This is a genomic window from Desulforhopalus sp. IMCC35007 (assembly GCF_005116575.1).
Taxonomy (GTDB): domain Bacteria; phylum Desulfobacterota; class Desulfobulbia; order Desulfobulbales; family Desulfocapsaceae; genus Desulforhopalus_A.
This window is the reverse complement of the sequence record NZ_SWCN01000007.1, coordinates 120,808-144,638: the sequence shown is the minus strand read 5'-3', so window position 1 is coordinate 144,638 and position 23,831 is coordinate 120,808. Positions and strand designations below refer to the sequence as shown.

Annotated in this window: 16 protein-coding genes; 11 read left to right on the top strand and 5 right to left on the bottom strand. The window is 46.6% G+C overall.

Annotated elements, in window-relative coordinates:
- Positions 1–184 precede the first annotated feature (184 nt).
- The 7 genes from FCL48_RS09480 to FCL48_RS09450 all read left to right on the top strand — a co-directional run bounded on the left by FCL48_RS09480 (position 185) and on the right by FCL48_RS09450 (position 13,839).
- Positions 185–2,080, top strand: a complete 1,896-nt coding sequence (locus tag FCL48_RS09480; RefSeq protein WP_136872030.1) for a malate synthase — start codon at positions 185–187, stop codon at positions 2,078–2,080.
- 906 nt (positions 2,081–2,986) lie between these two features.
- The gene (locus tag FCL48_RS09475) at positions 2,987–4,294 is read left to right on the top strand and encodes a TolC family protein (RefSeq protein ID WP_136872029.1); all 1,308 of its coding nucleotides are present in this window, start codon (positions 2,987–2,989) and stop codon (positions 4,292–4,294) included.
- The gene (locus FCL48_RS09470) at positions 4,291–5,463 is read left to right on the top strand and encodes an efflux RND transporter periplasmic adaptor subunit (RefSeq protein WP_136872028.1); all 1,173 of its coding nucleotides are present in this window, start codon (positions 4,291–4,293) and stop codon (positions 5,461–5,463) included. Before FCL48_RS09475 ends, FCL48_RS09470 begins: the two co-directional genes overlap by 4 nt.
- Positions 5,456–8,602, top strand: coding sequence for an efflux RND transporter permease subunit (locus FCL48_RS09465; protein WP_136872027.1), 3,147 nt, complete (start codon positions 5,456–5,458; stop codon positions 8,600–8,602). The genes FCL48_RS09470 and FCL48_RS09465 overlap by 8 nt, the downstream gene beginning before the upstream one ends.
- On the top strand, positions 8,596–9,273 hold the full coding sequence (locus FCL48_RS09460) for a response regulator transcription factor (protein ID WP_136872026.1): 678 nt from the start codon (positions 8,596–8,598) through the stop codon (positions 9,271–9,273). Before FCL48_RS09465 ends, FCL48_RS09460 begins: the two co-directional genes overlap by 7 nt.
- On the top strand, positions 9,270–10,583 hold the full coding sequence (locus FCL48_RS09455) for a HAMP domain-containing sensor histidine kinase (protein WP_136872025.1): 1,314 nt from the start codon (positions 9,270–9,272) through the stop codon (positions 10,581–10,583). Before FCL48_RS09460 ends, FCL48_RS09455 begins: the two co-directional genes overlap by 4 nt.
- 349 nt (positions 10,584–10,932) lie before the next feature.
- Positions 10,933–13,839, top strand: a complete 2,907-nt coding sequence (locus FCL48_RS09450; protein WP_136872024.1) for a PAS domain S-box protein — start codon at positions 10,933–10,935, stop codon at positions 13,837–13,839.
- A gap of 73 nt (positions 13,840–13,912) precedes the next feature.
- Here FCL48_RS09450 and FCL48_RS09445 read toward each other — a convergent pair whose 3' ends face one another.
- From FCL48_RS09445 to FCL48_RS09435, 3 genes are read right to left on the bottom strand one after another with little or no spacing between them, the layout of a single operon-like run.
- A complete protein-coding gene (locus FCL48_RS09445) occupies positions 13,913–15,157 on the bottom strand; it encodes a formate/nitrite family transporter (RefSeq protein WP_136872023.1) in 1,245 nt (414 codons plus the stop codon).
- A gap of 53 nt (positions 15,158–15,210) precedes the next feature.
- Positions 15,211–15,573 (bottom strand): response regulator, encoded by a 363-nt coding sequence (locus FCL48_RS09440; protein ID WP_136872022.1) that lies wholly within the window; start codon positions 15,571–15,573, stop codon positions 15,211–15,213.
- On the bottom strand, positions 15,570–17,561 hold the full coding sequence (locus tag FCL48_RS09435) for a cache domain-containing protein (RefSeq protein WP_240744802.1): 1,992 nt from the start codon (positions 17,559–17,561) through the stop codon (positions 15,570–15,572). Before FCL48_RS09435 ends, FCL48_RS09440 begins: the two co-directional genes overlap by 4 nt.
- A 693-nt stretch (positions 17,562–18,254) precedes the next feature.
- Here FCL48_RS09435 and FCL48_RS09430 point away from each other — a divergent pair.
- The 4 genes from FCL48_RS09430 to FCL48_RS09415 all read left to right on the top strand — a co-directional run bounded on the left by FCL48_RS09430 (position 18,255) and on the right by FCL48_RS09415 (position 20,732).
- Positions 18,255–18,908, top strand: coding sequence for a flavodoxin family protein (locus FCL48_RS09430; protein ID WP_136872020.1), 654 nt, complete (start codon positions 18,255–18,257; stop codon positions 18,906–18,908).
- 73 nt (positions 18,909–18,981) lie between these two features.
- On the top strand, positions 18,982–19,665 hold the full coding sequence (locus FCL48_RS09425; RefSeq protein WP_136872019.1) for a haloacid dehalogenase type II: 684 nt from the start codon (positions 18,982–18,984) through the stop codon (positions 19,663–19,665).
- Positions 19,666–19,698: 33 nt separating this feature from the next.
- The gene (gene nrtS, locus FCL48_RS09420) at positions 19,699–19,989 is read left to right on the top strand and encodes a nitrate/nitrite transporter NrtS (protein ID WP_136872018.1); all 291 of its coding nucleotides are present in this window, start codon (positions 19,699–19,701) and stop codon (positions 19,987–19,989) included.
- A 98-nt stretch (positions 19,990–20,087) separates the two neighbouring features.
- Positions 20,088–20,732 (top strand): histidine phosphatase family protein, encoded by a 645-nt coding sequence (locus FCL48_RS09415; RefSeq protein WP_136872017.1) that lies wholly within the window; start codon positions 20,088–20,090, stop codon positions 20,730–20,732.
- A gap of 95 nt (positions 20,733–20,827) precedes the next feature.
- On the opposite strand, the gene FCL48_RS09410 is transcribed toward FCL48_RS09415, so the two are convergent.
- Together FCL48_RS09410 and FCL48_RS09405 are read right to left on the bottom strand one after the other, a co-directional pair.
- On the bottom strand, positions 20,828–21,925 hold the full coding sequence (locus FCL48_RS09410) for a PAS domain-containing sensor histidine kinase (protein ID WP_136872016.1): 1,098 nt from the start codon (positions 21,923–21,925) through the stop codon (positions 20,828–20,830).
- A gap of 375 nt (positions 21,926–22,300) precedes the next feature.
- Positions 22,301–23,815 (bottom strand): potassium/proton antiporter, encoded by a 1,515-nt coding sequence (locus FCL48_RS09405; protein WP_136872015.1) that lies wholly within the window; start codon positions 23,813–23,815, stop codon positions 22,301–22,303.
- Between the last annotated feature and the right edge of the window lie 16 nt (positions 23,816–23,831).

Here is a 23,831-nt window from a genome sequence, read left to right as displayed (position 1 = left end):
ACCTGTATCACAATAATAATTCTAAGGTTCTCTTCATTCATAAACTGTGTCATGCCGTATAATGCATGGCACTCTTGGAAAATCTTCTACACCGAGCGAAATAAATTTTTTAGCGACATTTCGTTTGATCTGCTACATATGTGACACATTAAATACTAAGAACCAATCATTCTGCGGAGGTCAAATGTCAAAGACAACTCAAAAAAAACTTTTATATCCATCTGATATTATAAATAAATATCCAGACGTTCTGGAAGCTGGAACACTCGCGGCACTCGAAAAAATTGCAGAGCTCAACGATGAACGTCTTGTTCTCATGGAAAAGCGGGACAGGAAACGACGGCAAAGATTTGAACGTCAGGAACGGATCACCTTTTTAAATAGTGACGAGATCATCGGTGGTAGCAATATAACGGTCGCAGATGCAAGGGCTGGAAAATTCAGTGGCCCCAGCATTCCTGAAGATTTAAAGAGACAATGGATTCAAGGTACCGGACCCGCTGCAAAACCGGGGGCAGCAATTGAAAGCAGCATCAGAAACGTGGCCTACGCACTTCTCTCCGGAGCAGACGGCTGGATGTTCGACGGTGAAGATGCCATGGGGCAGATTAACACCATGTCTTTAGACAATATTCGAAATCTCAAACTCGCCTATCGGCAAGACCCACTATTTCTTGATGTGGCCGAGAAGGTAGCAAAGGATATGAATACCTGGGCCGAATCTTTTCTCGGTAGAAAAATCATTGATAACTGGCGGGATCAGCTCACTTTTACCACAAGAATATTCAGGCCGCGGGGGCTTCATCTTGATGATCGGCATTTCAGGGACAGTAAGGGCAATGGCCTTTCTGCCTCCATAGTCGATACAACGCTGTATCTCTGCAATTGTCATGAGGCACTGCGTAAGGCTGGTTTCTCTTTGGTACTTTACCTGCCTAAAATCCAGACAGCTGAAGAAGCGGCATTTTGGAAAAAAATACTGGATACCATTGAAACCGTCTTAGGCTTGCCCCAAAACACTATCCTTGCCTACGTCCTTCTTGAGCAGGTTGAAGCTACCTTTCAAATAATGGAAATACGTGCAGCTTTGGGCGGTCATTTTCTCGGGTTTAACACCGGCAGATGGGATTATATCAACAGCGTAGCCGACGCCATGGCCTGGGACAAGAATTTCATCAACCCCAACATTGAAGCAATCACCATGACCTACGGCTACATGCGCCACTATGAAGACAGGGTTAGGCGTTGTGTCAACAGTCCCGATGAGAACGGAAGATTTGCGTTATTTCAGGGCGGAATGGAACCCAATATTCCCGTTGGCTCTGCAAAAGGTGTGGAAGCCAGCATGAAAAATGCCCTTGCAGGCGCTGCGCGGGAACAAAAAGCGGGTGCCAGCGGCAAATGGGTCGCCCACTGGAAAATGGTCCATATCATCCGGCCTGTGTGGGAAAAAGCTGGTGAAATCAATCAATTGGGAAGATCCTTTCCACCTCTTTGCTATGAAAAAGAAGATGCAGATAATCTTTTTTTACTCGAAGATGCGCCCCGCACCATTGGCGGAGCAAGAAATCTTCTGAGCGTTGCTCTGCAATATGGGAATGCCTTTTCCCAGGGGTTCCAGGCAGCTGCTTTAAAAGGTGGAGATTCTTTTGGCAACGATGACATTCTTTACCTCATGGAAGATATGGCAACCGGTGAGATCCGCCTCAGTATCCTCTGGGAATGGGTACACAAAGGTGCCTCCCTGACGGAAGATGATCAAAAGACAGGACTGAAAAAAGGGGATGTCTTTTCAAAAGCTATTTTTGCCAGACTTTTAGATGAGGAATATAACAAACTCCTCCAGGCGGACAGCCGGGACGTTCATGAAAATTCAAAAACCACATCACTTCCAATCATCTATGAAATGGTAAAAAAATATATAGACGAAGAAGTAAAAATCCCATGGTATATCGATTTGTTGAATATCAATCTGAACAATATTGATTTAGAAGAAGCTAAACGGCGAATTGAGGCCTACATCAAGAAATTCAGAGAAAACGGTCAGCGAATTACGGGAAATTGGGACTATTTACAATAAAAAAGGAGCAAAAGGGAAGGGAACGGTTGCGTGAATTAGAGGGTTATTGTTCTGGGTCCCGCTTTGCTGGAATTCCTCAATTGTATTGCAGTGCCATGGAGGAAAGCAGTGGAAAACCATTTGCATTGATTCTCCCTTGGCACCAGCTGCTGCAGAAGGTTCCATTTTTTACGGGATAAAATGTGGAATAAAAAACTCAATACCCTTCGGTCCCTTTTTCGTCTGGCTGGGCAGTTACCATAAAAACAGCAGGGATCGGAGGAGCAGTTCTGGGTGGCTGGCAACCTCTGCAAAAGGTCTTGTCAATGTTCCCCTGGGGCAGACCTGGCGTCACATTCTTTACGTCAGGTTGCCGGCCAGGCAGTATCATGGTTGGAGCGTTGGTCTCCTGATCACCTATGGTTTATGCAGGTTTCATAGGTTGAGGTGGGTAAGCTGTAAGGTCTGTAAGGTCTGGCTCAGGAATTTCCAAGTCCTATCCCATCTCGGATGAATGAAAGATTCTTCTGGCTGTTTTTCTTCCACTCATTCACCCAGATCCATAAAAATCATGTGATGAACTGCTTATCTGTATTACCCAAATAGCCCGCGTGATTATCTGTTGCATTAACTTTCTTTTCTTGAAACGACCATTATCCGCTGTGGGTATCGAAAGCTATCAAGAGATCTGCCTCTTTTTTTCTGATTTTTCACAAACGTTAACCCATCGTTAACCAGCACCTCGTTATACTCCCTGTTAAAATAATTGTGTATCCGCTGCCCAGTATATCTTTGAGAGTATTCAGGAGCTGGAGCAACAGGTTTATCGGTACAAAAAAAAACAGCAGGTAAAATGGTGTGAAGATGCATTTTTTGAACAAATCAAAATTTTGGCTGCCCGTGGTATTAATAGCCAATGTACTGTTTATGAGTGCATGTAGTCTCGCCCCTCAGGGCAACTACACTGCACTGGCTGATCAGGAACGGCAGCGTGCGACTCGGTGGGCCGTTCAGGAGGGTGCGGAACAGACAACCAGCCTGAATGAGCTGATAAATTCTCCTGAGCTGAATGACTTGGTTAAGGAAGCGATTTTCGCCAACCCCAGTCTTCAGCAGACCGTACTGACTTTGAAAATTCTTCATGCTCAGCTTCAGCAAACCAAGGCAGAGCGTTTGCCGGAGGTTTCTTTTGATGGTTACGGAGAAAAGAGTGAGGAAGAGGACAACAACTATGGCGGGTCACTCACCATAAGCTGGGAAGTGGATCTCTGGCGTAAACTTGCCGACAATGAAAGTGCTGCTATGATGGATGAGGCTGAGCAGGCAGCGGTTCTGCAGGCTGCCCGTGATGCATTGACTGCAGAGGTCATGCAGGAGTGGCTGGGCCTGACCCGCGATCAACACGCAATAGACATAGAAGGTCTTCGTCTGGAAAATCTGGAAAAAACAGAGCAATACATCCTGCAACGATATCGTAGTGGTATTGGTACTCTGGAAGATCTGGAAAGTGCCCGCACCTCAACGGCTGTTTCCAGAGCGTCCCTGGAAGAGTACAAAGAAAACCTGAAACAAAGACAACGAACCTTAAAGACGATACTCGGCCGTATTGGAGAGGCCGATATAACGGTGGCCAGCGTATATCCGCAGGTGGTAACACCGCTTGCTGACCTGCCGGATCAGACTCTGCAGCGCAGACCTGATTTACAGGCGGCTTATTTTGCCATAGAAGCAGCCGATTTGCGAACCTCTGTTGCCTATAAGGATCTCCTGCCCAGTATTAGTCTGGAAGCTGCCTTCGAAGACCTCAGTGATTCACCGCAATCTCTTTTGCTTACCGATCCTGTATGGGCACTGCTTGGGCAGTTGAGTGCACCGCTTTTCCAGGGGGGCAAATTGAAATCAGCGGCTGAAGTTGCTGAGCTGCAGACAGCACAAAGCTATCAGTCCTACCGGGAAACTTTGTTGGAAGCCATTATGGAAGTGGATAATGCCCTGAGCCTGGAGCAGTCGATTACCCGCCGTGAAAACCATATCACCTCAGCCCTGGTGAGCGCCCGCAACTCACTTGAGAGATATGAAGAGAGTTACAGATCCGGTCTGGTTGATATACTTGATCTGCTCACTGTACAGGAAAAAACATTTGATCTCGCATCAGAACTTGACAACCTTACTTACGAACGCCTGATAAACCGGATCGATCTCGGTCTGGCTCTCGGCCTTGGAGTAGCACAATGAAACGTCGAATTATACAATGGTCCACCCTCGCTGTGGCGATAATCATCCTTATTTCAATAATATCCTATACCCGTCAGCTTATAGCTCAGCAGGTTGGAAATCCTCATCCTCAACGGATCAACAAACCCCAGCTACCTGAGGTTGCGGTGATAACTGTAGAAAGAGCCGGGTATAATGCCAGGATACGGGGTTATGGTGAAACAGAGCCTCATTTCACCCTGACCCTGACGGCTCAAGTTAGCGGACAGGTCGTCGCACAGTCAGAAAAACTTGAGGCGGGATATCAGGTGAAAAAAGGTGAGGTGCTTATTGAACTCGAAGATAGTGCCTATCAATCAGCAGTCGCCGACGCTAAAAGTACCCTGGCAAGTGCAAGACTCGACCTGCTTGAAGAACAGCGTGAAGCAAGTCAGGCAAAGGCAGAATGGCTGGCCTCAGGTATCAGTGGTGAGCCCGATTCTGAACTGGTTCTTCACAAGCCGCAGCTGGAGGCGGCAGATGCTGTAGTTTCAAAAGCTGAAGCGGCTCTTTTGAGCGCTGAGAAAGACCTGAGTCGAACGAAATTGACAGCGCCTTTTGATGCCATTGTGGTCGAAAGAATGACAGCACCTGGCAGCTACCTTCAGGCAGGAACTGAAGTTGCCACCTTATATAGTACAGACATGGTAGAAATTCCTGTTGCTCTGACAACGAGGGACTGGGAGAATCTCCCCGATCCTGCAACGCTCAGTGGTGATCAATGGCCGGTTGTATTGAAAAGTGTTGAAGGTAATCAAACGTGGGCTGGCCACGTACTTCGTGCTGAGCAGCACGTCGACACCACCAGTCGGCAGCGTACTCTTCTTATTGCGGTTGATTCCCCCCTGGCACAGGTTCCACCCCTTTTTCCCGGGACCTTCGTCGAGACCTGGATTAATGGTCAGAGGGTTGATAATACCTGGGAACTGCCAAGTTCTGCCCTGAGTCAGAGTGGAGAAATCTGGTATATTTCTCAAGATGACACCTTAGCCAAATTTTCCAGTGAACCAATTTTTAGCAGTGGAAACTCTATATATATTAAGGTCCCTGAAGAATTGGCCAAAGCGCCGATACAGATAGTGGTGCATCCACTCAGTAGTTACCTCCCCGGAATGCGGGTTCAACCAGTAGTGGAGAATGACAATGCATAGTGAAACACGAGGGATTATTCCCTGGTTTGTGGCAAATCCCGTCGCTGCCAATCTACTGCTGATGCTGGTCATCGCACTTGGTGCCATACAGTTAACGAGCCTGCGCAAAGAGGCCTTCCCCAGCTTGGAACCAAACTCGATCAAGGTATCGGTGACCTACAACAGCGGTTCTGCACAGCAGGCTGAGGAGGGATTGGCAATTAAGATTGAAGACCAGCTGGAAGACGTTACCGGAATCGATTCGATTACAAGTTCATCCACCAGCAGTGGGGCGTCCATTACTATTGAAAAAAAGGATGATTACGACCTCGACCAATTGCTCACTGATGTGACAACCAAGATTGATGCCATTTCCACCTTCCCGGTAGATGCAAAAAATCCCATTATTGAAAAAGCAGAGCGCGAGGAACATTCACTCTGGCTGCAGCTCTATGGTGATGTGGACAGGAACACCCTGCAGCAGCTTGCCGATGACCTGAAATCTGACCTGCTGGCAGATGATGCCATCAGCAGAGTCACCATCTCCGGCCGTAAGGATCCAATGATGGTTGTGGAGATTGAGGAGGCACGCTTGAGAGCCTACGGTCTGTCTCTATCCGATGTGGAAGACGCTATTAACGATGGCTCTTCCAGCACGGCATCAGCCGTCATGCGTAATGACCGGCTCAATCTGCAACTCAAATCTTCCCAGCAGGCTTATCAGAAAGAAGATTTTGCAGCCATACCTCTTCTTACCACCAGTGATGGGCACAGACTGCTGCTCGGCGAGGTGGCAACGATCAGTGATACCTTTGACGATGAAACAGCAGTATTGTCGCGTTATAACGGTCATGACACCATTTCCCTGCAGGTTGTCACCACCGGGATGGATGACATTTCCGAATCTGCAAAAAGTGCCCGAAAGGTTGCAGAGCAGTGGCAAAACGGTTCCAAACTTGTGGAAGGGGTCGAACTCGCCACCTGGTATGACCGATCAACCTCAATCAATGAACGGTTGCAGCTGCTGATTAAAAATGCGATGACCGGTATAGCTCTTGTCTTTGTCCTGCTGGCTGTGTTTTTAAACCTTACGGTTGCCTTCTGGGTGGCAATGGGGCTGCCGTTTATATTTTTTGGGACCCTCTATTTCATGGGTACCAGTTTCATTGGCTTAACACTGAATGAATTCACTACGTTTGGTTTTATCATGGCTCTTGGTATTGTGGTGGACGACGCGGTGGTGGTTGGTGAAAGTGTCTATACTATGCGGGCTGAACGTGGTGATACGCGGGAAAATACCATCAAGGGGACACTCCGAGTAGCTCTGCCCACTATCTTTGGCGTTTTTACAACTGTGGCGGCCTTTTTCGCACTCTCTCAGATCAGTGGCCGTATGGGTGAACTCTATTCTCAGTTTGCAATAGTTGTGGCCATCTGCCTGGTCCTCTCTGTTATCGAGTCAAAGCTTATCCTGCCTGCTCACCTGGCACATCTCAACACCAGGCCCCAAACCTCCACCAACCTGTTGCTGCGTTTTTGGCAGGTCATCCAGAATGGTGCTGATCGGGTACTGAAGATGTTTACTGAACGTTGTTACCGGCCGGTTATAGAATACGCGCTGCATTATCGATATGCGGTGACAATTATGTTTGTCGCTCTCTTTGTCCTCGTTTTGTCCATGCCCTTTACTGGTCAGTTGCGCTTTAGCTTTTTTCCAGATATTCCTGGTGATACCGTTCTGGCTTCCCTGACTATGCAAAATGATAGCAGTTATGGCCAGACCCATGCTGCTCTCAATCTACTGGAGCAGCGCGCATATCAGGCAGATCATGAACTCAGTGGTGAGCAGGAGAAATCTTTCATCACAAGTTTACAGATACTGGCAGAGGCTGATCAGTCAGGTACGATAACACTCAAGCTCAGCAGTGATGCACCCTATGACATCAATACCTTCACCCGCCGCTGGCAACAGCTGGCTGGTTTACCCGAGGGTACAAGGTCCCTGAGTGTTCAGAACACCCGTCGAATGGTAGATGCGCTGCGTATTGAACTTCGGGCCGCAGATGATAGTATCCTGACGGCGGCTGGTAATACGCTCAAAGAGCAATTGCAGGCAATACCTGCAGTCAGTGGTATTGAAGACAACCTCAAACCCGGTCAACCTCAGCTACAGTTGAAGTTGACCGAGCAGGGCAGAGCACTCGGCATGACAACAGAGATGCTTGCTGAACAGACCTACCAGGGTTTTAGCGGCCAGGTGGTGCAGCGCTATCAGCGAAACAGTGATGAAATTGAAGTGAAGGTCCGCTACCCTGAAGACGAGCGTCAGAATGGTTCTGACCTGCTGAACTCATCGGTACGTACCAGTGACGGAACGGTATTGCCACTTGCCAGCGTGGCTACCGTGACCTACGGCTATACACGCGATACAATTACCCGTATTGATGGAAAGCGCGCTGTCTATATTTCTGCGGATGTCGACAAGGATGCCGTGTCTGCAACCGAACTGGTCAGCACGCTGAAAGCAACGCTAACGCCAACTTTGCAGGCAAACTATCCTGGTCTTACCATCCATTTTGCAGGTGAGGCCGAGCAACAGGCGGAAACACAAAGCTCCATGGTCCAGGTGTTTTTTATTGCCATGCTTATGATTTATATGTTGCTGGCTATTCCGCTGAAATCCTATATTCAACCACTGATCATTATGACCGCGATTCCTTTTGGCATAGTAGGGGCTCTTCTCGGTCATTGGCTCAACGACCTTTCCTTGGGAATATTATCACTCAATGGTATTATAGCTCTTAGTGGAGTGGTCGTGAACGACAGTCTTTTACTGGTTTCCCGGTTCAACACCCTGAGAGGCGAAGGCGTGGGACTGCATGATGCAATCAGCGGTGCCTGTCGTGATCGGCTCCGGGCGGTTCTGCTCACTTCGTTCACAACTTTTGCAGGACTCATGCCTTTGCTTGGTGAAACCTCGTCGCAGGCTCAATTCCTCATTCCGGCGGCAGTGTCACTGGCATACGGCATAATGTTTGCGACCTTGATTACCCTGATACTGATCCCGTCCCTGCTGATGATACAGGCGGATGTGGCAAAGGTTCTGGTTGCAGTCAAACATTGGTATTTTCCAGAAAAAGGGCAACGGCAGATATGTTAAACGTACTCCTGGTTGAAGACGATCTTGATCTTGCGGACACAGTGGTCCAGTTTCTTGAGTTGGAAGGAATACGCTGTGATCATGGGGCAAATGGTATGGCCGGCCTCCAGCTGGCAAAAGAGGGTGGCTATCAGGTACTGTTGCTCGATATCAATCTGCCGCGACTTGATGGTCTCAGTCTCTGTGAAAAACTGCGGGATGGTGGGGATGACACCCCTGTTCTGATGTTGACGGCCCGGGACGGGCTGGATGATAAACTGGCGGGCTTTAAGGCCGGAACCGATGATTACCTGGTAAAACCCTTTGCTTTAAAGGAACTGGTGGTGCGACTGGAAGCACTGGCCCGGAGACGCAGTGGTCAGGTCCGGAAATTATCCTGTGCAGATCTTGAGATGAATCTAAGAGATAAAACCGTCAGCAGAGAAGGTAAGATACTAAAATTATCGCCCACGGGCTGGCGGCTTCTGGAGGCATTATTGCGTGCTTCCCCTGAAGTTGTTTCACGGCAGGCGTTGGAGGAAGCCGTCTGGGAAGACGATATTCCTGATAGTAACAGTTTGAAAGTACATATATTTCATCTACGCAAAGCTATTGATTTACCCTTTTCCAGCCCTCTGCTGCAGACGGTAGCCGGGCACGGTTTTGCCATAAGAGAGAACTCTGTAGAATGAAACGCCAGATCAGCCTTAAACTTTTTGTCACCCTGGCTTTTTTATCGCTTGGTGTGGTGCTCGTCACAGGTTATTCAATGCTGAGTGCCCATTATTATCGAATGGGAATGAACAGCGTTACAGCCAGTGATATGGAAGGGGCTGCCCACAGTTATCTTGAATTGGTTCCACCAGCCAGGCGTAACCAACTGGACAATTTTAGAGGCTATCAGATTGCCGCTCACTGGGAACATATCCCCCGGGCTTTCAAAGAGGTTTTTCGCACTCCGCCTGCTGAGCCTGGTTTCACTGTAAAAGTAGGCCGCAGTAAATGGTTTGCGCCTCCTGATGCTATGTATTTTGTATATCGATATCAGAGCAATGATCAGACCCTCTTTGTCACCCGACACGGGTCCAGAGATACGGCTCCCCCTCTCATTGGCCGTAATGCTGCAGAAAGTAGAGAAATGCTGTTTGGTATCAGCGTTTTAATTGCAGGCGTTCTGGGAGGGGTAATACTGCTCTTATTGCGACGTGTTTCGCGGCCTGTAGCTGCACTTGGCCAGTGGGCCCATACATTGAATGCTGAAAATCTGAACAAGCCACTGCCGGATTTCTCTTATCCCGAGCTCAATGACCTTGCCGGTTTGATTCGAACAAGTCTTTCATCGGTGCAGGAGAGTCTGGCCCGGGAACACCGTTTTTTGAGTTACGCCAGTCACGAATTACGCACCCCGATCACCATCATTCGCAACAACATTGAACTGTTACGTAAGATTAAGGAGACTCAGGGATCAGGGTATATCAGCCAGCAGGAAAAAGTGATAAATCGCATTGATAGAGCAAGTCTGAATATGCAGTATCTGACAGAGACCCTGCTGTGGCTGAGCAAAAAAGAAATGGTTTCACTCCCGGTTAAATGTATTCAGCTGGACAAAATGCTGGCGCAATTAGTGGAGGAAATGGAGTATCTGCTCGATAGAAAAGAGGTCGAACTCAAACTTGAAACAAGACCGTGTACGGTTTTTTTACCGGAATTTCCAGTCCAGATTATCCTCGGGAATCTCATTCGTAATGCTTTTCAGTATACCTGGGAGGGTTGCATCAATATTTTTCAGGAAGATAACCGGGTCGTTGTCACCAATCCTCAATCTCCTGCAGATACGGGGCAAAATGATGTGGGTTTTGGTCTTGGTCTGCAACTGACAGCTCAACTTACAAAAAAGCTGGATTGGAGATATGTGGATGAGTCAACAACGGATGTTCACAAGGCATCAATCACATTCGGTAGCGAAGGTGGCAAGCTGACTGAGGGTATTGAAAATAGATAAATGGTATAGGGCATGGCCTAACGCTTATCCGGATTCAGATTGATTTTGATCAGTTTCGCAGTAACCGGCACTGCAGAGATTCTATTTTTTGAGGGTCTCGGGTCCAGCATGGTGCCGGTGGCACCTACAGTTTTTTACAAGAAGTATTCCAGTGGGTTAACGATATCCAAATCAGGCCAATAGTGACCCGACAGAAAAAGGCAACTATTGCAATTGTGGTCACCATGGCATAGGATGGGACTCAGTTTTTATCTCTGTTAAATAAAGGCCTTTAGGCTTTTTACTTTCTTTGTTTCGATAAAATCAGGAAGTTGTTCCTTTACTTCAACTCAGTTGAAGAGAAATCAAAATGTTATCACCAATTAATAAGAAACCGGAAATCTGTAAAATAGTCGCTACCTACTTTCTGTTTGGTTGTGCCTGGATATTTTTTTCTGATTCGATTCTCGGCTTTTTGGTTAAAGATACCAATACCCTGACGACATTGAGCACTTACAAAGGCATTGTTTTTATATTTCTCACTTCGGCCCTACTGTACCTGTTGCTGGCAAGATTCAATCGCAAAATCAATCAAGCTCTTGACGAAAATCGAAGAAGCAATGAAAAATTACAATTTCTGGTCAAAAATTCTTCCGATATTTTGGTGATATTGGACAAAAATGGTAGGCAGCAATATGTGAGCCCTGTAGTCGAAAGAATAACCGGTTTTACAAGAGCTGAGCTCGAAGGAAAAACACTGGATACTATTATTCATCCGAGCGACCAGAACCGCGTCAAAGATGCTTTCCAGAATGCAGTAAAACATCCAGACAACACCTTTACTGTTCAATACCGACATCTCCATAAATCAAAGAAATGGGTCCATTGTGAGGCTGTCGCTCAAAGCTTTCTGCATGAATCTTCAGTCAATGGTGTTATAGCCAATGTTCGCGATAATACAGAGGCCATGAAGGCAATTGAAGCACTTGCCGAGAAAGATGCCCTGCTAGGTGCCATGCTGCGTAATCTACCCTTTGATTTCTGGGCACGGGGCAATGATCTGCGGGTTATCATGCAAAGTGAAGAGTCGATCAAACTTTGGGGGGATCTTATTTCTGATCCAAGTATTGATTGGAAATTTGATCCATCGACCATGGCGGCATGGCAACGGAATAATGAGTTGGCACTAAAAGGTGAAACAGTCTCTGGAGAATGCGAATTAATTAATTGTGCCGGAGAACAACGAGTTTTCCATACCATCGTAGTACCCATTCTGGATGGAAAAGAAAAGTTAGGTATTCTTGGCATAAATATCGATATTACCGACAGGAAGCTTGCAGAACAGGCATTGCGCGAAAGTGAAGAGCGCTTCTATCATGCCTTTCAATATGCTCCCATCGGGATGGCTCTTGCCCTGCCTGAGGGGAAATATGTCAAAGTCAACCGTGCATTGTGCAGCCTTACCGGTTACTCCAGAAAAGAGCTGCTCTCAAAAACATTTCAAGATATTACCCATCCAGAACATTTAACCGATGATCTGGCCAACGTGCAAAAGATGATCAGAGGGGAAATCTCTTTTTACCAGATAGAAAAGTGTTATATCCACAAGGACGGTCATGTCATTTGGGTCCTGCTCAGTGTCTCGTCAATTTTCAATGAGGACAGAACTGTAAAATATTTTGTGTCTCATGTTGTTGACATATCCTCACGTAAGCAAAGAGAAGATGAGCTTCGTAAGGGGGACTATTTAATGAAAAAAATATTTGACATGCTCCCCATTGCCGTATGGTTTCTCGATAAAGATGGAAACGTCCGTCACCAAAACAACATGGGTCTGGAAATATTGGCATCTGAACCAGGCTTACCTTTTCTGGGCCCCCGTAAAATTAAGGTATGGCGACTACCATCCCTTGAACCTATAGAAGACGAGAATCGGGCATCCGTCAAGGCGTTCCGCAAAGGAATAACCACTGTCGATGAACTTCTGGAAATAGAAACAAGAGATGGGAAACGGAAAACCGTTCTAAATTATGCGACTCCTATCTATGATGAAGAAAGAAAAATTGATGGTGCAATTGTCGTTAACTTAGACATAAGCGATAGGAAAAAACTCGAAGAGCAACTTATATTGGCTCAAAAAATGGAATCTGTCGGTCGTTTAGCCGGTGGTGTCGCGCATGATTTCAACAATATGCTCAGTGTCATCCTCGGCAATGTGGAGTTGGCAATGAATCTACTTTCCTCAGATGATCCTGTGCTGAAAAGGCTAAGAGTCGTGAGTGATGCAGCAAAACGTTCGGCAGCTCTTACCCAGCAATTGCTGGCATTTGCTCGAAGACAACCGGTGAGCCCTCAACTGCTTGATCTCAACGGGACTGTGGAAGAAATGCTGAAGATGGTTCGGCATCTGATTGGCGAAGACATCGAATTGATCTGGTCACCTGCTCGTAACCTTCCTTCCATTCATATTGATCCTTCTCAACTTGACCAGTTGTTGGTGAATTTGTGCGTCAATGCCCGTGATGCCATCCGTGGCACGGGTACAATTAGCGTGGATACGCAACACGCTGTTATTACACGAACAACCAGCACAGCATATTCGAAAATACCTCCTGGTAAATACGCGGTTCTGACTGTAAGGGATAATGGCTGTGGAATGAGTAAGGAGATCATGTCACATCTCTTTGAGCCGTTTTATACAACCAAAGGGCAGGGGAGAGGGACGGGACTTGGTCTTGCAATGGTGTATGGGATTGTTACGCAGAACAATGGTTTTATCGACGTCATCAGTGAGCCCGGAAAAGAGACAATTTTTATGATCTATCTTCCATCATTTACCATTCCATCAGACGAGTCTGGTGACCGAGAAGAACAGGTTGATCTCTGTCATGGCAATGAAACGATACTGTTGGTCGAAGATGAACCTATGCTCATAGATTTAACCAAGGACATGCTCGTGGAATTAGGATACACCGTCCTTACCGCCATATCTCCAATAGAGGCAATTCGCCTCAATAAAGAATATCTCGGAAAGATTGATCTGCTCATCACTGATGTCATTATGCCTGAAATGAATGGTCGAGATCTGGCAAGAGCCATAACCTCCTGTTGCCCTGGGGTGAAGGTTCTCTTTATTTCTGGATATACCGCAGATGTTATCGCCCATCACGGAGTTTTGGCCAGGAGCGTACACTTCCTTCAGAAACCAATTACAAGTAAGGCCCTGGCTGCCAAGGTGAGAGAGGTTCTAGAATCTGAAGCAACTTTTAAGCTTTAGATGTGTTGAGGAAAAATCTGGTTCCCATGGCCGACATGGGAACCAGGCACAAACATCAAACAAAGGGTGTTGCTTACTGCGGCGACCTTAAATATGCACCCCAGTAGCCAAGCCCGACAAAAACCGCCCCGCCAAGGGTGTTACCAATGGTCACCGGGATTAAATTATTGATAAAGAAAGCGGTCCAGGTCAGGGTTGAGAGGTCGACGCCTGCAGGAGCCAGACCTGCCCAGTGTGAGAGGAATAACCCGCTTGGGATGAAATACATGTTGGCTACGCAGTGCTCAAAGCCAATAGCAACAAAGCCCATTATCGGGAAAAAAATGGCAAATATTTTTCCAACGACCTGTCGGGAGGCAAGGGCCATCCAGACGGCCAGGCAGACCATCCAGTTACATCCGACAGCACGTACAAAAGCCTCGCCGAGGTCCAGGTTACATTTGGCCGCCGCAATTTTCACACACGCCTCACCCAGGGCGTTGTCTCCGGTCTTCCACAGGCCAGAAAAATAAAATAAGAGGGCAAGAAGAAGGGCACCAATGAAGTTCGCCCCCCATACTAATCCCCATTTTCCCAAAACATTTCTCCAGGTTATTTTACCGGTGACAACACTGGAAACCATAAGATTGTTACCTGTGAAAAGTTCTCCTCCGGCAATCACCACAAACATCAAGCCTATGCTGAAAGCGATACCTGCCACCATTTTTTTCAGACCAATTCCCAGATCCATGTCAAAGGTTACGGTGACCGCAAAAAGTCCCCCAAAGCCGATATATGCACCAGCCATAATGCCAAGGACTACAATGGAAATCCAGGGCGATGTAGCCTTCGACACTCCAATAGTCTGGGCAACGGTTTCAGCGATGTTTTTGGGGCCTTTATCGTCCATACTGGGGACCGGGAACTTGTTGAGTAATTGCTCAAAACGGCCCAGAGTTTTCTTTTCGCTATGTAGTTTATTACGAACAGCCTTTTGCACAGTAGCTGTGATTTCTTCGGGAGTAAATGGCTTTGCCAGATAGTCCATCGCACCCCGTTTCATTGCCTCGGTGGCACGGCCAACAGAGGGGTAGCCGCTGATCATCACAACCGTTGATTCAGGAGCCCGTGTTTCAAGCTCTGCCACAACATCCAGTCCGTCCAGGCCAGGCATCTGCCAATCACAGAGGATTACCGTATATTTTTTTTGTGTTGCCATCTGAAGTCCCTGATGCGGGTCTGAAGCAACCTCAACACTAAAACCTTCCTCCGTAAATATTCGTTCACAGGACATGAGCACCGCGGTGTCATCGTCTATAATCAGCATATTCTGAACCAAAACTTTCTCCTCCATGTGTTATTAGTATTGTTTAATGGTATTTTAAAAACTGTTTAAAATTTGCATGTAATATGATTGTACAGCTGTTCGAGTAATTCATCGGGAGTAAACGGTTTGGCGATAAATGCATCGGCTCCGGAGTTGAGTCCAGTGTTCTGGGTATCCGGCGTCAGGTATCCTGTCATCATCAGTACAGACATTTCCGGCCTGTGTTTTTTAACCCAGGAAATGAGTTTGAATCCATCCTGTTTTGGCATTTTGATATCCGTAATCATGGCGGAAAAAACTTCAGTTTCGAGAACCGCCTTGGCCTCTTCAACAGTCCCGGCGTGCTGTGTTACTATGCCTTCGGCATGCAGTATCCTCCGACAGCTTTCGACAACTATGGTATCATCATCCACAATCAAAACTTTCATGCACCCCTCCTAAGATATTTTGTTGGGTAAGAACAGTGGTCACCGAGCAGTCTGATTGCAGGCAGCCAGATAGTAAAACAGGTTCCTTCTTCTAATGTTGAGGTAACTCGAATGTTTCCTTCGTGCCGTTCTATGATTCCCGCAGAAACAGCAAGACCGAGACCCGTCCCTTTACCAACATCTTTTGTTGTAAAAAAAGGATCAAACAACTTATCCAGAATTTCAGGTTCTATTCCGCTTCCCGTGTCCCGAATGATTATTTCAGCCCCGTTTTTGTCATCAGAAATTACCTGCTGGGTAGACACTTCAATTTTATCACCGGGTTGAGTGGCATCCAGGGCATTCATAATCATATTGATCCAGACGCTCTGACACAGGTTGCGGTCCAGGGAAAACATAGGGAGTCCGGTGGCACCATTAAAGCTCAGTTCGACACCCTTAATAAGTGATTGATTACTGAGTAATTTAACACTTTTCGCGAGTTCGAGATTGAGGTCCATCGGTTGAGGATCGAGACGACTCTGGCGGGAGAAGTCAAGAAGACTCTTGACGATCTTACGAACCCGTTCGGTCTGACTTGCGATTGTTTCAAGATCATCCCGCACTTCTGCGGCTAAGTCCTGGCGACGCAGGATCAGATGGGTGAAGGTCAATACTGCGGTCAACGGATTGTTGATCTCATGGGCGACACCGGCGGCTAATTTACCAACACTTGCATGTTTTTCAGATTGAATCAGGACACTTTCACTTTCTTCTTTCTGGCGTTTTTCACGTTCCTGTAACGCTTCGGTCATTATCTTGAATTGCTCTTGCAATAGCCCCATATCACACTTTGACGGTGGGCCAATATCCGGAGAAAAATTACCATTGGAAATGGCAACACTTGCCTGGAGCAAGCCATTGACCGGTTTCATGATAATTCCAGTTACATACCAGCCAAGTACAAACGAGAAGACAATCCCTGCCAGGGTAATCAAAGCAAACAGAACGATAGCCTGTTTACGAACGTCCAGATATTTATCTTCAAGTGTTCCCACATACAGCATTCCCACACGTGTATCAAAGATATCCATGATCGGTTCATATGCCGAAATATACCAGTCAGACAGCACCTGGGCACGATCAGTCCAAAGTTTTCCCTCATCCAAAACTTGCCTGGTTACCTCAGAAGAAGCATATGTACCAAGAGCACGCTCGCCATTGCGATTCATTACATTTGTTGAGATACGCTGTGCATTAAGAAATATGGTTGATGTGCCAACATTTCGGCCTTTATACACCTCATTTCGAAACACGGTTTCTCCGACTTGATCCACAAACGAAGTATCTCCGTTTAAAAGAACACCGCCGTAAACCGCCCCAATCACTTTTCCGTCAAGTCTCACCGGCACTGCAGCGCCAACTGCCAACCCTTGGGCCACAGCTGATTTCAAGTCTTTTTGGGCGGGAAGATTTTCAGAGGTAGCTATCTGGGCCTTGATGAGCAGCTCAGGATTTTCATAACGCAGACTCTGCTCGTCCATCACAAAGGTACCGGCAATAGATCTCACTTCTGTGAAGGCCCGAACAACAAGTGGATTCATTACTGCTTGGGTTACCTGCCCCACAACCTGTTGGTTGAGGCGGCCGTAGGATTCATTGTTGTCATTTATTATTCCAGCAAAATTTAAACCGACACGGCCCGAGAAATTCTGAATCTGTTTATCAAGATAGAGATAATTTCCGGAGGCCAAGGCCTGCTTAAACTCAGACGTGTCGGCTATTATTTCAAGCACCATGCGAATGGCATCGATTCTTTCGTCATAGAGCAACTTTGCCACGTTCAGATCCTCGCGAACCCGAGTCCGGGTCTCGGTGAGCACTGAGGAGTACAGCATATTACCGCCAACAATGAGCGATAATGTGCCAATTAACAGTGACACGACCAAAAGACTGGCAATGAGCCGAAACCGGGTCGAATATATCAGGTTAAGCAATTTTAGTTTCACAACCATTTCCCTCAAGGTACTATTGTGCCTTAACCATTTTGAAATGCGTTATGGCATCAAGGATTACGAAAAACTACATATCTAATATAGAGCGGAAAAATGGCAATAACGGGGGGATGGTGTTCGTGCAAAATATCTAAAGCTTAGGCCTAAAGGTCAGATATTACGTGTGAAAAAACACAAAAAACAACTGATCTCAGACGCTACGTCTACTCCAGACTGCCCAAAAGAAATGCCTCGAAAATGGAAGGTGATGTTCCTGACCAATTCGACCAAAATTACAATTCCCGATCGCCCAAAACTACGATTTATGAAAGAGTAACGTATTCTGAATGTTTTTCCAATAAATAATCGATTGCACTAATTGCACAATTGGTGGAAACTTGGTGTTTTTCAGAGAGAGCAGGAATGAAACGATGGCAGAGCTATAATCGGTTGAAAAAGTCGGCAACAACGCGATAATTGAGACGAGGACGCAATATTACAAGGTGGCTACTGATTGGGCGGACAACTCCTTGCCGGTGAATGGCACAGTCTGAATCAGAATAAATTCATACATATCAGGATGATATATAGAAATTGCTGGTTTTCAAAATATTTCCATATACATTGTAACAATTGCTACAAGCTCTTTGCCCGGCCTGTGTTAAGATAGATGAATTAACTAACCATATTTTCCCCAAGGAGGAGATCATGAAGCCACAAGTCATTGGAATTTCAGGAAGCCCTATTAAGAATAGCAATACAGACCGAGCTGTTCAAGCAGTCCTGAACCATACCGGCCTTGAAACAGAATTTATCAAATTATCAAAATATAAAGTTCAGCCATGTATCGCATGCCTGGGCTGTACGAAAGATAATATATGCAAGGTAAAGGACGATTTTCAGGAAATAGCCGAAAAGGTGAAACATGCAGGCGCAATAGTGGTCGGTGGATATCCACCCTATGGTACCGTTGATGCTTTTACAAAGGCTTTTCTTGAGCGGCTTTTTTCTCTCAGACATCAAAACGGCCTTAATCGTGGGAAATTAGCTGTGACTGTTGTTACCGCTATCGGACGGGGTGCCCCAGGGCTGGATGAGGCAAGTGCCCAGATCAGTCTGGCACTTACCATGGAAGGAATGGAAGTTCTGGGTCAGCTCAAAGTAGTTGGAAACCCCGAATGTATGGTCTGCGGTTTTGGACAGAGTTGTTCCATGAGCGCCCTTCCCTGGATTTTTAAAGATGACACGACGGTTACCCCTGAGAAATTCTGTCAGGTGGAAGATCAGAAGGAAACATGGCAGCAGGCTGAAAAGCTCGGTAAAGAGATTACCGAAAGATTGAAAAAAGTATATTTGAGATAACCCGACCGGGTTTTTGACATGCACAGCCTCTCTTGGAAGGTCAGGTTTAAAATCCTGAACGGAGGATGAAACAATGCGGACGACTCTTGCTTTTGACGTATATGGGACCTTGATTGATACCGATGGGGTTGTAGAAGCATTGCAAAAGATCATCGGAGATAAGGCGGGAGGTTTTTCCAGAACCTGGCGTGACAAACAGCTGGAATACTCGTTTCGAAGAGGCCTTATGCAAAACTACGAAAATTTTGCTGTCTGTACGAGCCAGGCTTTGGATTATACCTGTTTGATCTATAATGTCCCGCTTACCGATTCCGAGAAGGAGGAGTTACTTGGTATTTATCGGATACTACCAGCATTCAGCGACGTTAAGGCTGGATTGAACCTTTTGCAGACAGCTGGTTTTCGGCTGTATGCATTTTCCAATGGTAAGACGGATGCTTTTGAGATACTGCTGGATAACGCTGATATCAGAGATCTGTTCCAGGGTGTTGTGAGCGTTGACGACATTAAAACATTCAAACCATCTCCGGCCACGTATTGCCACTTTTTACGCCAGGCAAAGGCCACAGGCGATAGGGCATGGATGATTTCGAGCAATCCTTTTGATGTGATCGGCGCTATGTCAGCGGGGATGAAAGCTGCCTGGGTTCAACGTTCACCTGGTGCAGTTTTCGATCCATGGGGAATAGAACCCACCATTACCATAAACAATCTTCTAGAATTAAACGACGGGATACACCAGCACTCCCTGTGCTGATAAATTTTATTATTTAACTGCAATTTCAATAAGATGAGTAAATATGTACAAAAAGAGTCATGGCAAACCTGGGAGGAGGCATTCCATCTTTTCCTTAATGGTGCGACACTGTACTCCTGTATTCCGGTGGCAATAATAGTTGGCTTTATCCTCTCAATCATCAACCAGAGTGATGTAATACTCAGTGGTCTTGCCACTTCAATTACCTGGCTCAAGGTTGGAATGAATTTTGTGGTGCCTTTTTGTGTCTCGAGTTACGGATTTCTAAAAGGCTGTCGGTCAGAAAAACCAATTTACGCAATAAAGAACGAACTGCAATCGTAATTGGTCTAGTCAATGATTGTGGGCTTTTAATTTTTAGAGCTGCATTATCAAGTCGCAGCAATTCTTGGTGAATGGAGGAGTGACCATCAAATAAAATTATGCAACAGTCAGATACGCGGCTTATCCTGATCCGGCATGGGGAAACCGAATGGAATCGTCTTCACCGTTTTCAGGGACGGAGTGATATACCACTTAATCCAAGGGGCCATAAACAGGCTCAAGCCTTAGCTTTGGCCTTGAAAAATGAGAGCATCACGGCCATGTATTCAAGCCCACTCAGGCGGGCTGCAGAAACGGCATTCCATATTGGCAGGTTTCATCCAACAATTCCTTTGATCAAAGAATCCGGGTTGATGGAAATGGATTTGGGACAGTTCGAAGGAATGAAAGCTCAATACTGGAAAGACCAGTATCAGGAGTTTCGAGGAGCCTGGGAAAAAAATCCGGCAACGCTGCCCATGCCGGGAGGAGAATCTTTGGAGGAAGTACAGCGTAGGGCTGTAGATACGCTGCGGAAGATCTCCCAATCAAACCCCTCTAACAGTACTCTGCTGATATGTTCGCACAATTTCGTAATTGTTTCCCTGTTATGCTTTGCGGCCAAAATCTCGTTAGATCAATTTCGGGAAATGCGGCAGGAGACAGCGGCCCTTAATATCATGCATACAAACGGGACAGACTTCCAGATTGAAAAAATCAACGATAGAAGTCATCTCAATTATGGTATTCCAGATCCGGCCTGAGAGTCTTGATCAGGTAAAGCACAATTCCATCCAATACGTAACAGAGCCACTTTTCCTCAGCATGTTCCAGCCTCGTTTACTCGATGATGCCTCTCTTAATGGTCACGGTTTTGCTCTTTGCCTGTAATGAAACGGAAACAGGTGCTATGGCAATCCCCATCAACTCCTCGTAGCTCTTTTCTCACTTTGATTCTAAAGGTTGTTCCGCCACTTGGACCATCTAGAATATGTAATGACCAGTCATGACCCTCGACAATTTTCTTTACGATAGGAAGACCGAGACCTGTTCCTTCCTTTTTAGTAGTAAAAAAAGGATGAAAAACCTTTCGCCTATTTGTAGGCAGTATGCCACTGCCATTGTCGGAAACATCAAGAGTAAGATCTCCAGAAGACGTAAGTGAAAGTGTTATTGTGACAGTACCTCCTTCAGGAGAAGCTTCAATAGCATTAAGCACCAAGTTGACTATCACCTGTTCAAACCGTATACAATCGAACGGGATGTCAAGCACTTCGGCTGCAATATCGGACTTGTATTTAATAGACACATTATTCCTTCGGGCTGCTTCCTCTATTTTTATAAGAGCGTTCTGGATAGTTCCGCTAAAATTACTGCGTAGCAGATTGAGAGTCAAAGGCTTGGAGAAGTTGAGCATATCTCTCGTCATTTCCTCCATCTTCTCTGTCTCTTTTATGATAAGTTCCAGCTTCAGGTGAGCCGGATCTTCATGATTTGTTTTCTTCAAAAGCCGTCTCGCGAGACCGCCAATCACCACAAGGGGGGTTCTCATGTCATGAGCAGCTGCGGCAAGAGACCTGCCCATTACGGCCAAATTTTCTGTTTGCAGCAACGCCTTCTGGGCTTTTGTCTCACTGTTTTTTAGTGCACCTACGACTATAGCCAGGCCGTTGTAGAGCAGAAGGGATAAAATGCTATCCAGGTCATTTGCGGAAAAACCCTGCCAGTTCAAGAAAATAAAGGGTAGGTAACATACAGTAATAGCCGTTGAGACAAAGAGTGCCCCCCGCAAACCGATCCAGAAAGCAGCCAATACAATCGGCAGAAAATAGAGTTCACCATAGAATACATGAAAATAATAGCGGCTCTGATCCGTGCTGTAATGCAGGTAGGTTATACCTGCTATAAGCAGAACCAGAAATACACCTCTCTGTATTGGTTGAAGAATACTTGTCATTATTTTGTTTAACAGTATGTAGAATATCTCTACTCTTTTCGTTTTTCGTTGAGCAAATCAGTTCTTCTTGAAAGTGCTATACAGGTTATCCCAACTTGTTATTACGGGCTTGGAGACGCTCTCAAGTTCTTCGAAATTACGGCAGATACCTTTAAGTCCGAAATACTTATTGATCTTGATTGAGCGCATTCTCAGGTAACATTTATTGCTTTCCAATACTTTCCTGAAAAATACCCACAAAAACAGAGGTAACAAGTACTACCTCATACTCTGACGAATATTGTGCCAATTTGATTATGTAAATATTAATACAGTCTTTTAGCCGTAACCATATGCCAATTTTCAATGAACAGGGGGCTACTTTACCCTGTCGACTTACGATGCCTTGGTTTTGGTGGGCATATTTTTGTCGGAGGCTGTATTGATTATGGCTTGTAAAGTGGAAGGAAATGCCTGCAGCAAAGCAGAACGAATAGCCTCTTCCTCCCGAGCGTGGGCGAGCACGGTCACCTGGTCCCATCCATGCAGTTGGGTGGAGCCTTTGGGGACTACCAGCTCTTTTCCCCGTGTTATCAAGGCGATGACCGCTCCGGTAGGAAGGTGCAACTCGGCGATTGTCGGTCCAAGGGCGCCTTGCGGGCCGGGAAGATCGATCACGAACATATCCAGATCGCTTGCGGCCATGGTCACCAGTTCCAGGTTGAACAGTGGCCGTGGACGCGCTGGCACGGTTAGTTTCAGCCAACGGGCCAAGATCCCCAGCGTGGACCCTTGCACCGCAACCGACAGGAGAACGGCAAAAAAGACAAGGTTGAACACTTCGTCACCACCTACAATGCCAGCTGCGGCCGGGTAGGTGGCCAACACGATGGGTACTGCGCCGCGGAGTCCGGCCCAGGAAATAAAGATCTTTTCTTTCAACTCAAGCCCCATTCCGACCGTACCAAGCAAAACGGCAAGTGGTCGAGCGACAAAGGTCAATACCAAAAAGAGTAGCAGTCCTTCAAACCAGATGTCTCCCCACTGGCGGGGAAAAACCTGGAGACCCAAGAGAACGAACATACCGATATTGGCCACTGTGGACAGGGCAGCTGAAAAATTCGCCACTCCCTGCTTGTGCACGAACGAACGATTGCCCATTACATAGCCTGCAATGAACACCGCAAGCATGCCACTGGAACCAATCAGTTGAGCAAGTCCGTATACTAAGAGGGCAATCCCTAAAGTGAGCACATAATAATGGCCCCGGTCCTGCGGGCTGAGACGGTTGAACATCCACAGAGCTCCACGGGCAAGGAACCAGGCCAGCAGCGGTGCAGCGGTGAACTGCCAGACAAAGTGCACGGCCGTGAGGGGCAAAGCTGAGGTGCCGAAAGTGAGCGTCTCGATTACGGCCATGGTGAGAAGAATCGCCATCGGATCGTTTGCGGCGCTTTCAATTTCGACTGTAGAGGACAGCTTCTCAGGTAGAGGCTGTCGGCGAAGGATGGAGAAGATTGCAGCTGCGTCTGTCGATGAGATGATGGCCGCAAGCAGAATAGCTTTCTCAAGCTGCCAGCCAAAGAGGATATAAAGCACAGAGAACGATGCCACTGCAGTTAGGACAACACCCCAGGTGGCCATTCCACCCGCAGGCAGGGCAACAGCTTTGAAGTCGGATTGTTTGGTGGAAAACCCCCCATGGAACAGAATGAGGACCAAGGCAAAGTTGGCGACCTGATTGGTTAATTCGATATTATCGAAATGCCAGACATTCAGGACGTCACTGCCAAAAAATATTCCGGCACCAAGAGCTATCAAGATAACCGGAACACTCCAGCGATCGAGCCACACTGCGGCCAAGACAACGGCAATCAGGATGGTAGGACCAATAATATAGATTGCACTCATGAATCTGCTCCATATA

Coding starts and splice junctions, on each gene's coding strand:
- FCL48_RS09480 (WP_136872030.1), top strand. CDS start 185: ATGTCAAAGACAACTCAAAAAAAACTTTTATATCCATCTGATATTATA.
- FCL48_RS09475 (WP_136872029.1), top strand. CDS start 2,987: ATGAGTGCATGTAGTCTCGCCCCTCAGGGCAACTACACTGCACTGGCT.
- FCL48_RS09470 (WP_136872028.1), top strand. CDS start 4,291: ATGAAACGTCGAATTATACAATGGTCCACCCTCGCTGTGGCGATAATC.
- FCL48_RS09465 (WP_136872027.1), top strand. CDS start 5,456: ATGCATAGTGAAACACGAGGGATTATTCCCTGGTTTGTGGCAAATCCC.
- FCL48_RS09460 (WP_136872026.1), top strand. CDS start 8,596: ATGTTAAACGTACTCCTGGTTGAAGACGATCTTGATCTTGCGGACACA.
- FCL48_RS09455 (WP_136872025.1), top strand. CDS start 9,270: ATGAAACGCCAGATCAGCCTTAAACTTTTTGTCACCCTGGCTTTTTTA.
- FCL48_RS09450 (WP_136872024.1), top strand. CDS start 10,933: ATGTTATCACCAATTAATAAGAAACCGGAAATCTGTAAAATAGTCGCT.
- FCL48_RS09440 (WP_136872022.1), bottom strand. CDS start 15,573: ATGAAAGTTTTGATTGTGGATGATGATACCATAGTTGTCGAAAGCTGT.
- FCL48_RS09430 (WP_136872020.1), top strand. CDS start 18,255: ATGAAGCCACAAGTCATTGGAATTTCAGGAAGCCCTATTAAGAATAGC.
- FCL48_RS09425 (WP_136872019.1), top strand. CDS start 18,982: ATGCGGACGACTCTTGCTTTTGACGTATATGGGACCTTGATTGATACC.
- nrtS (WP_136872018.1), top strand. CDS start 19,699: ATGAGTAAATATGTACAAAAAGAGTCATGGCAAACCTGGGAGGAGGCA.
- FCL48_RS09415 (WP_136872017.1), top strand. CDS start 20,088: ATGCAACAGTCAGATACGCGGCTTATCCTGATCCGGCATGGGGAAACC.
- FCL48_RS09410 (WP_136872016.1), bottom strand. CDS start 21,925: ATGACAAGTATTCTTCAACCAATACAGAGAGGTGTATTTCTGGTTCTG.
- FCL48_RS09405 (WP_136872015.1), bottom strand. CDS start 23,815: ATGAGTGCAATCTATATTATTGGTCCTACCATCCTGATTGCCGTTGTC.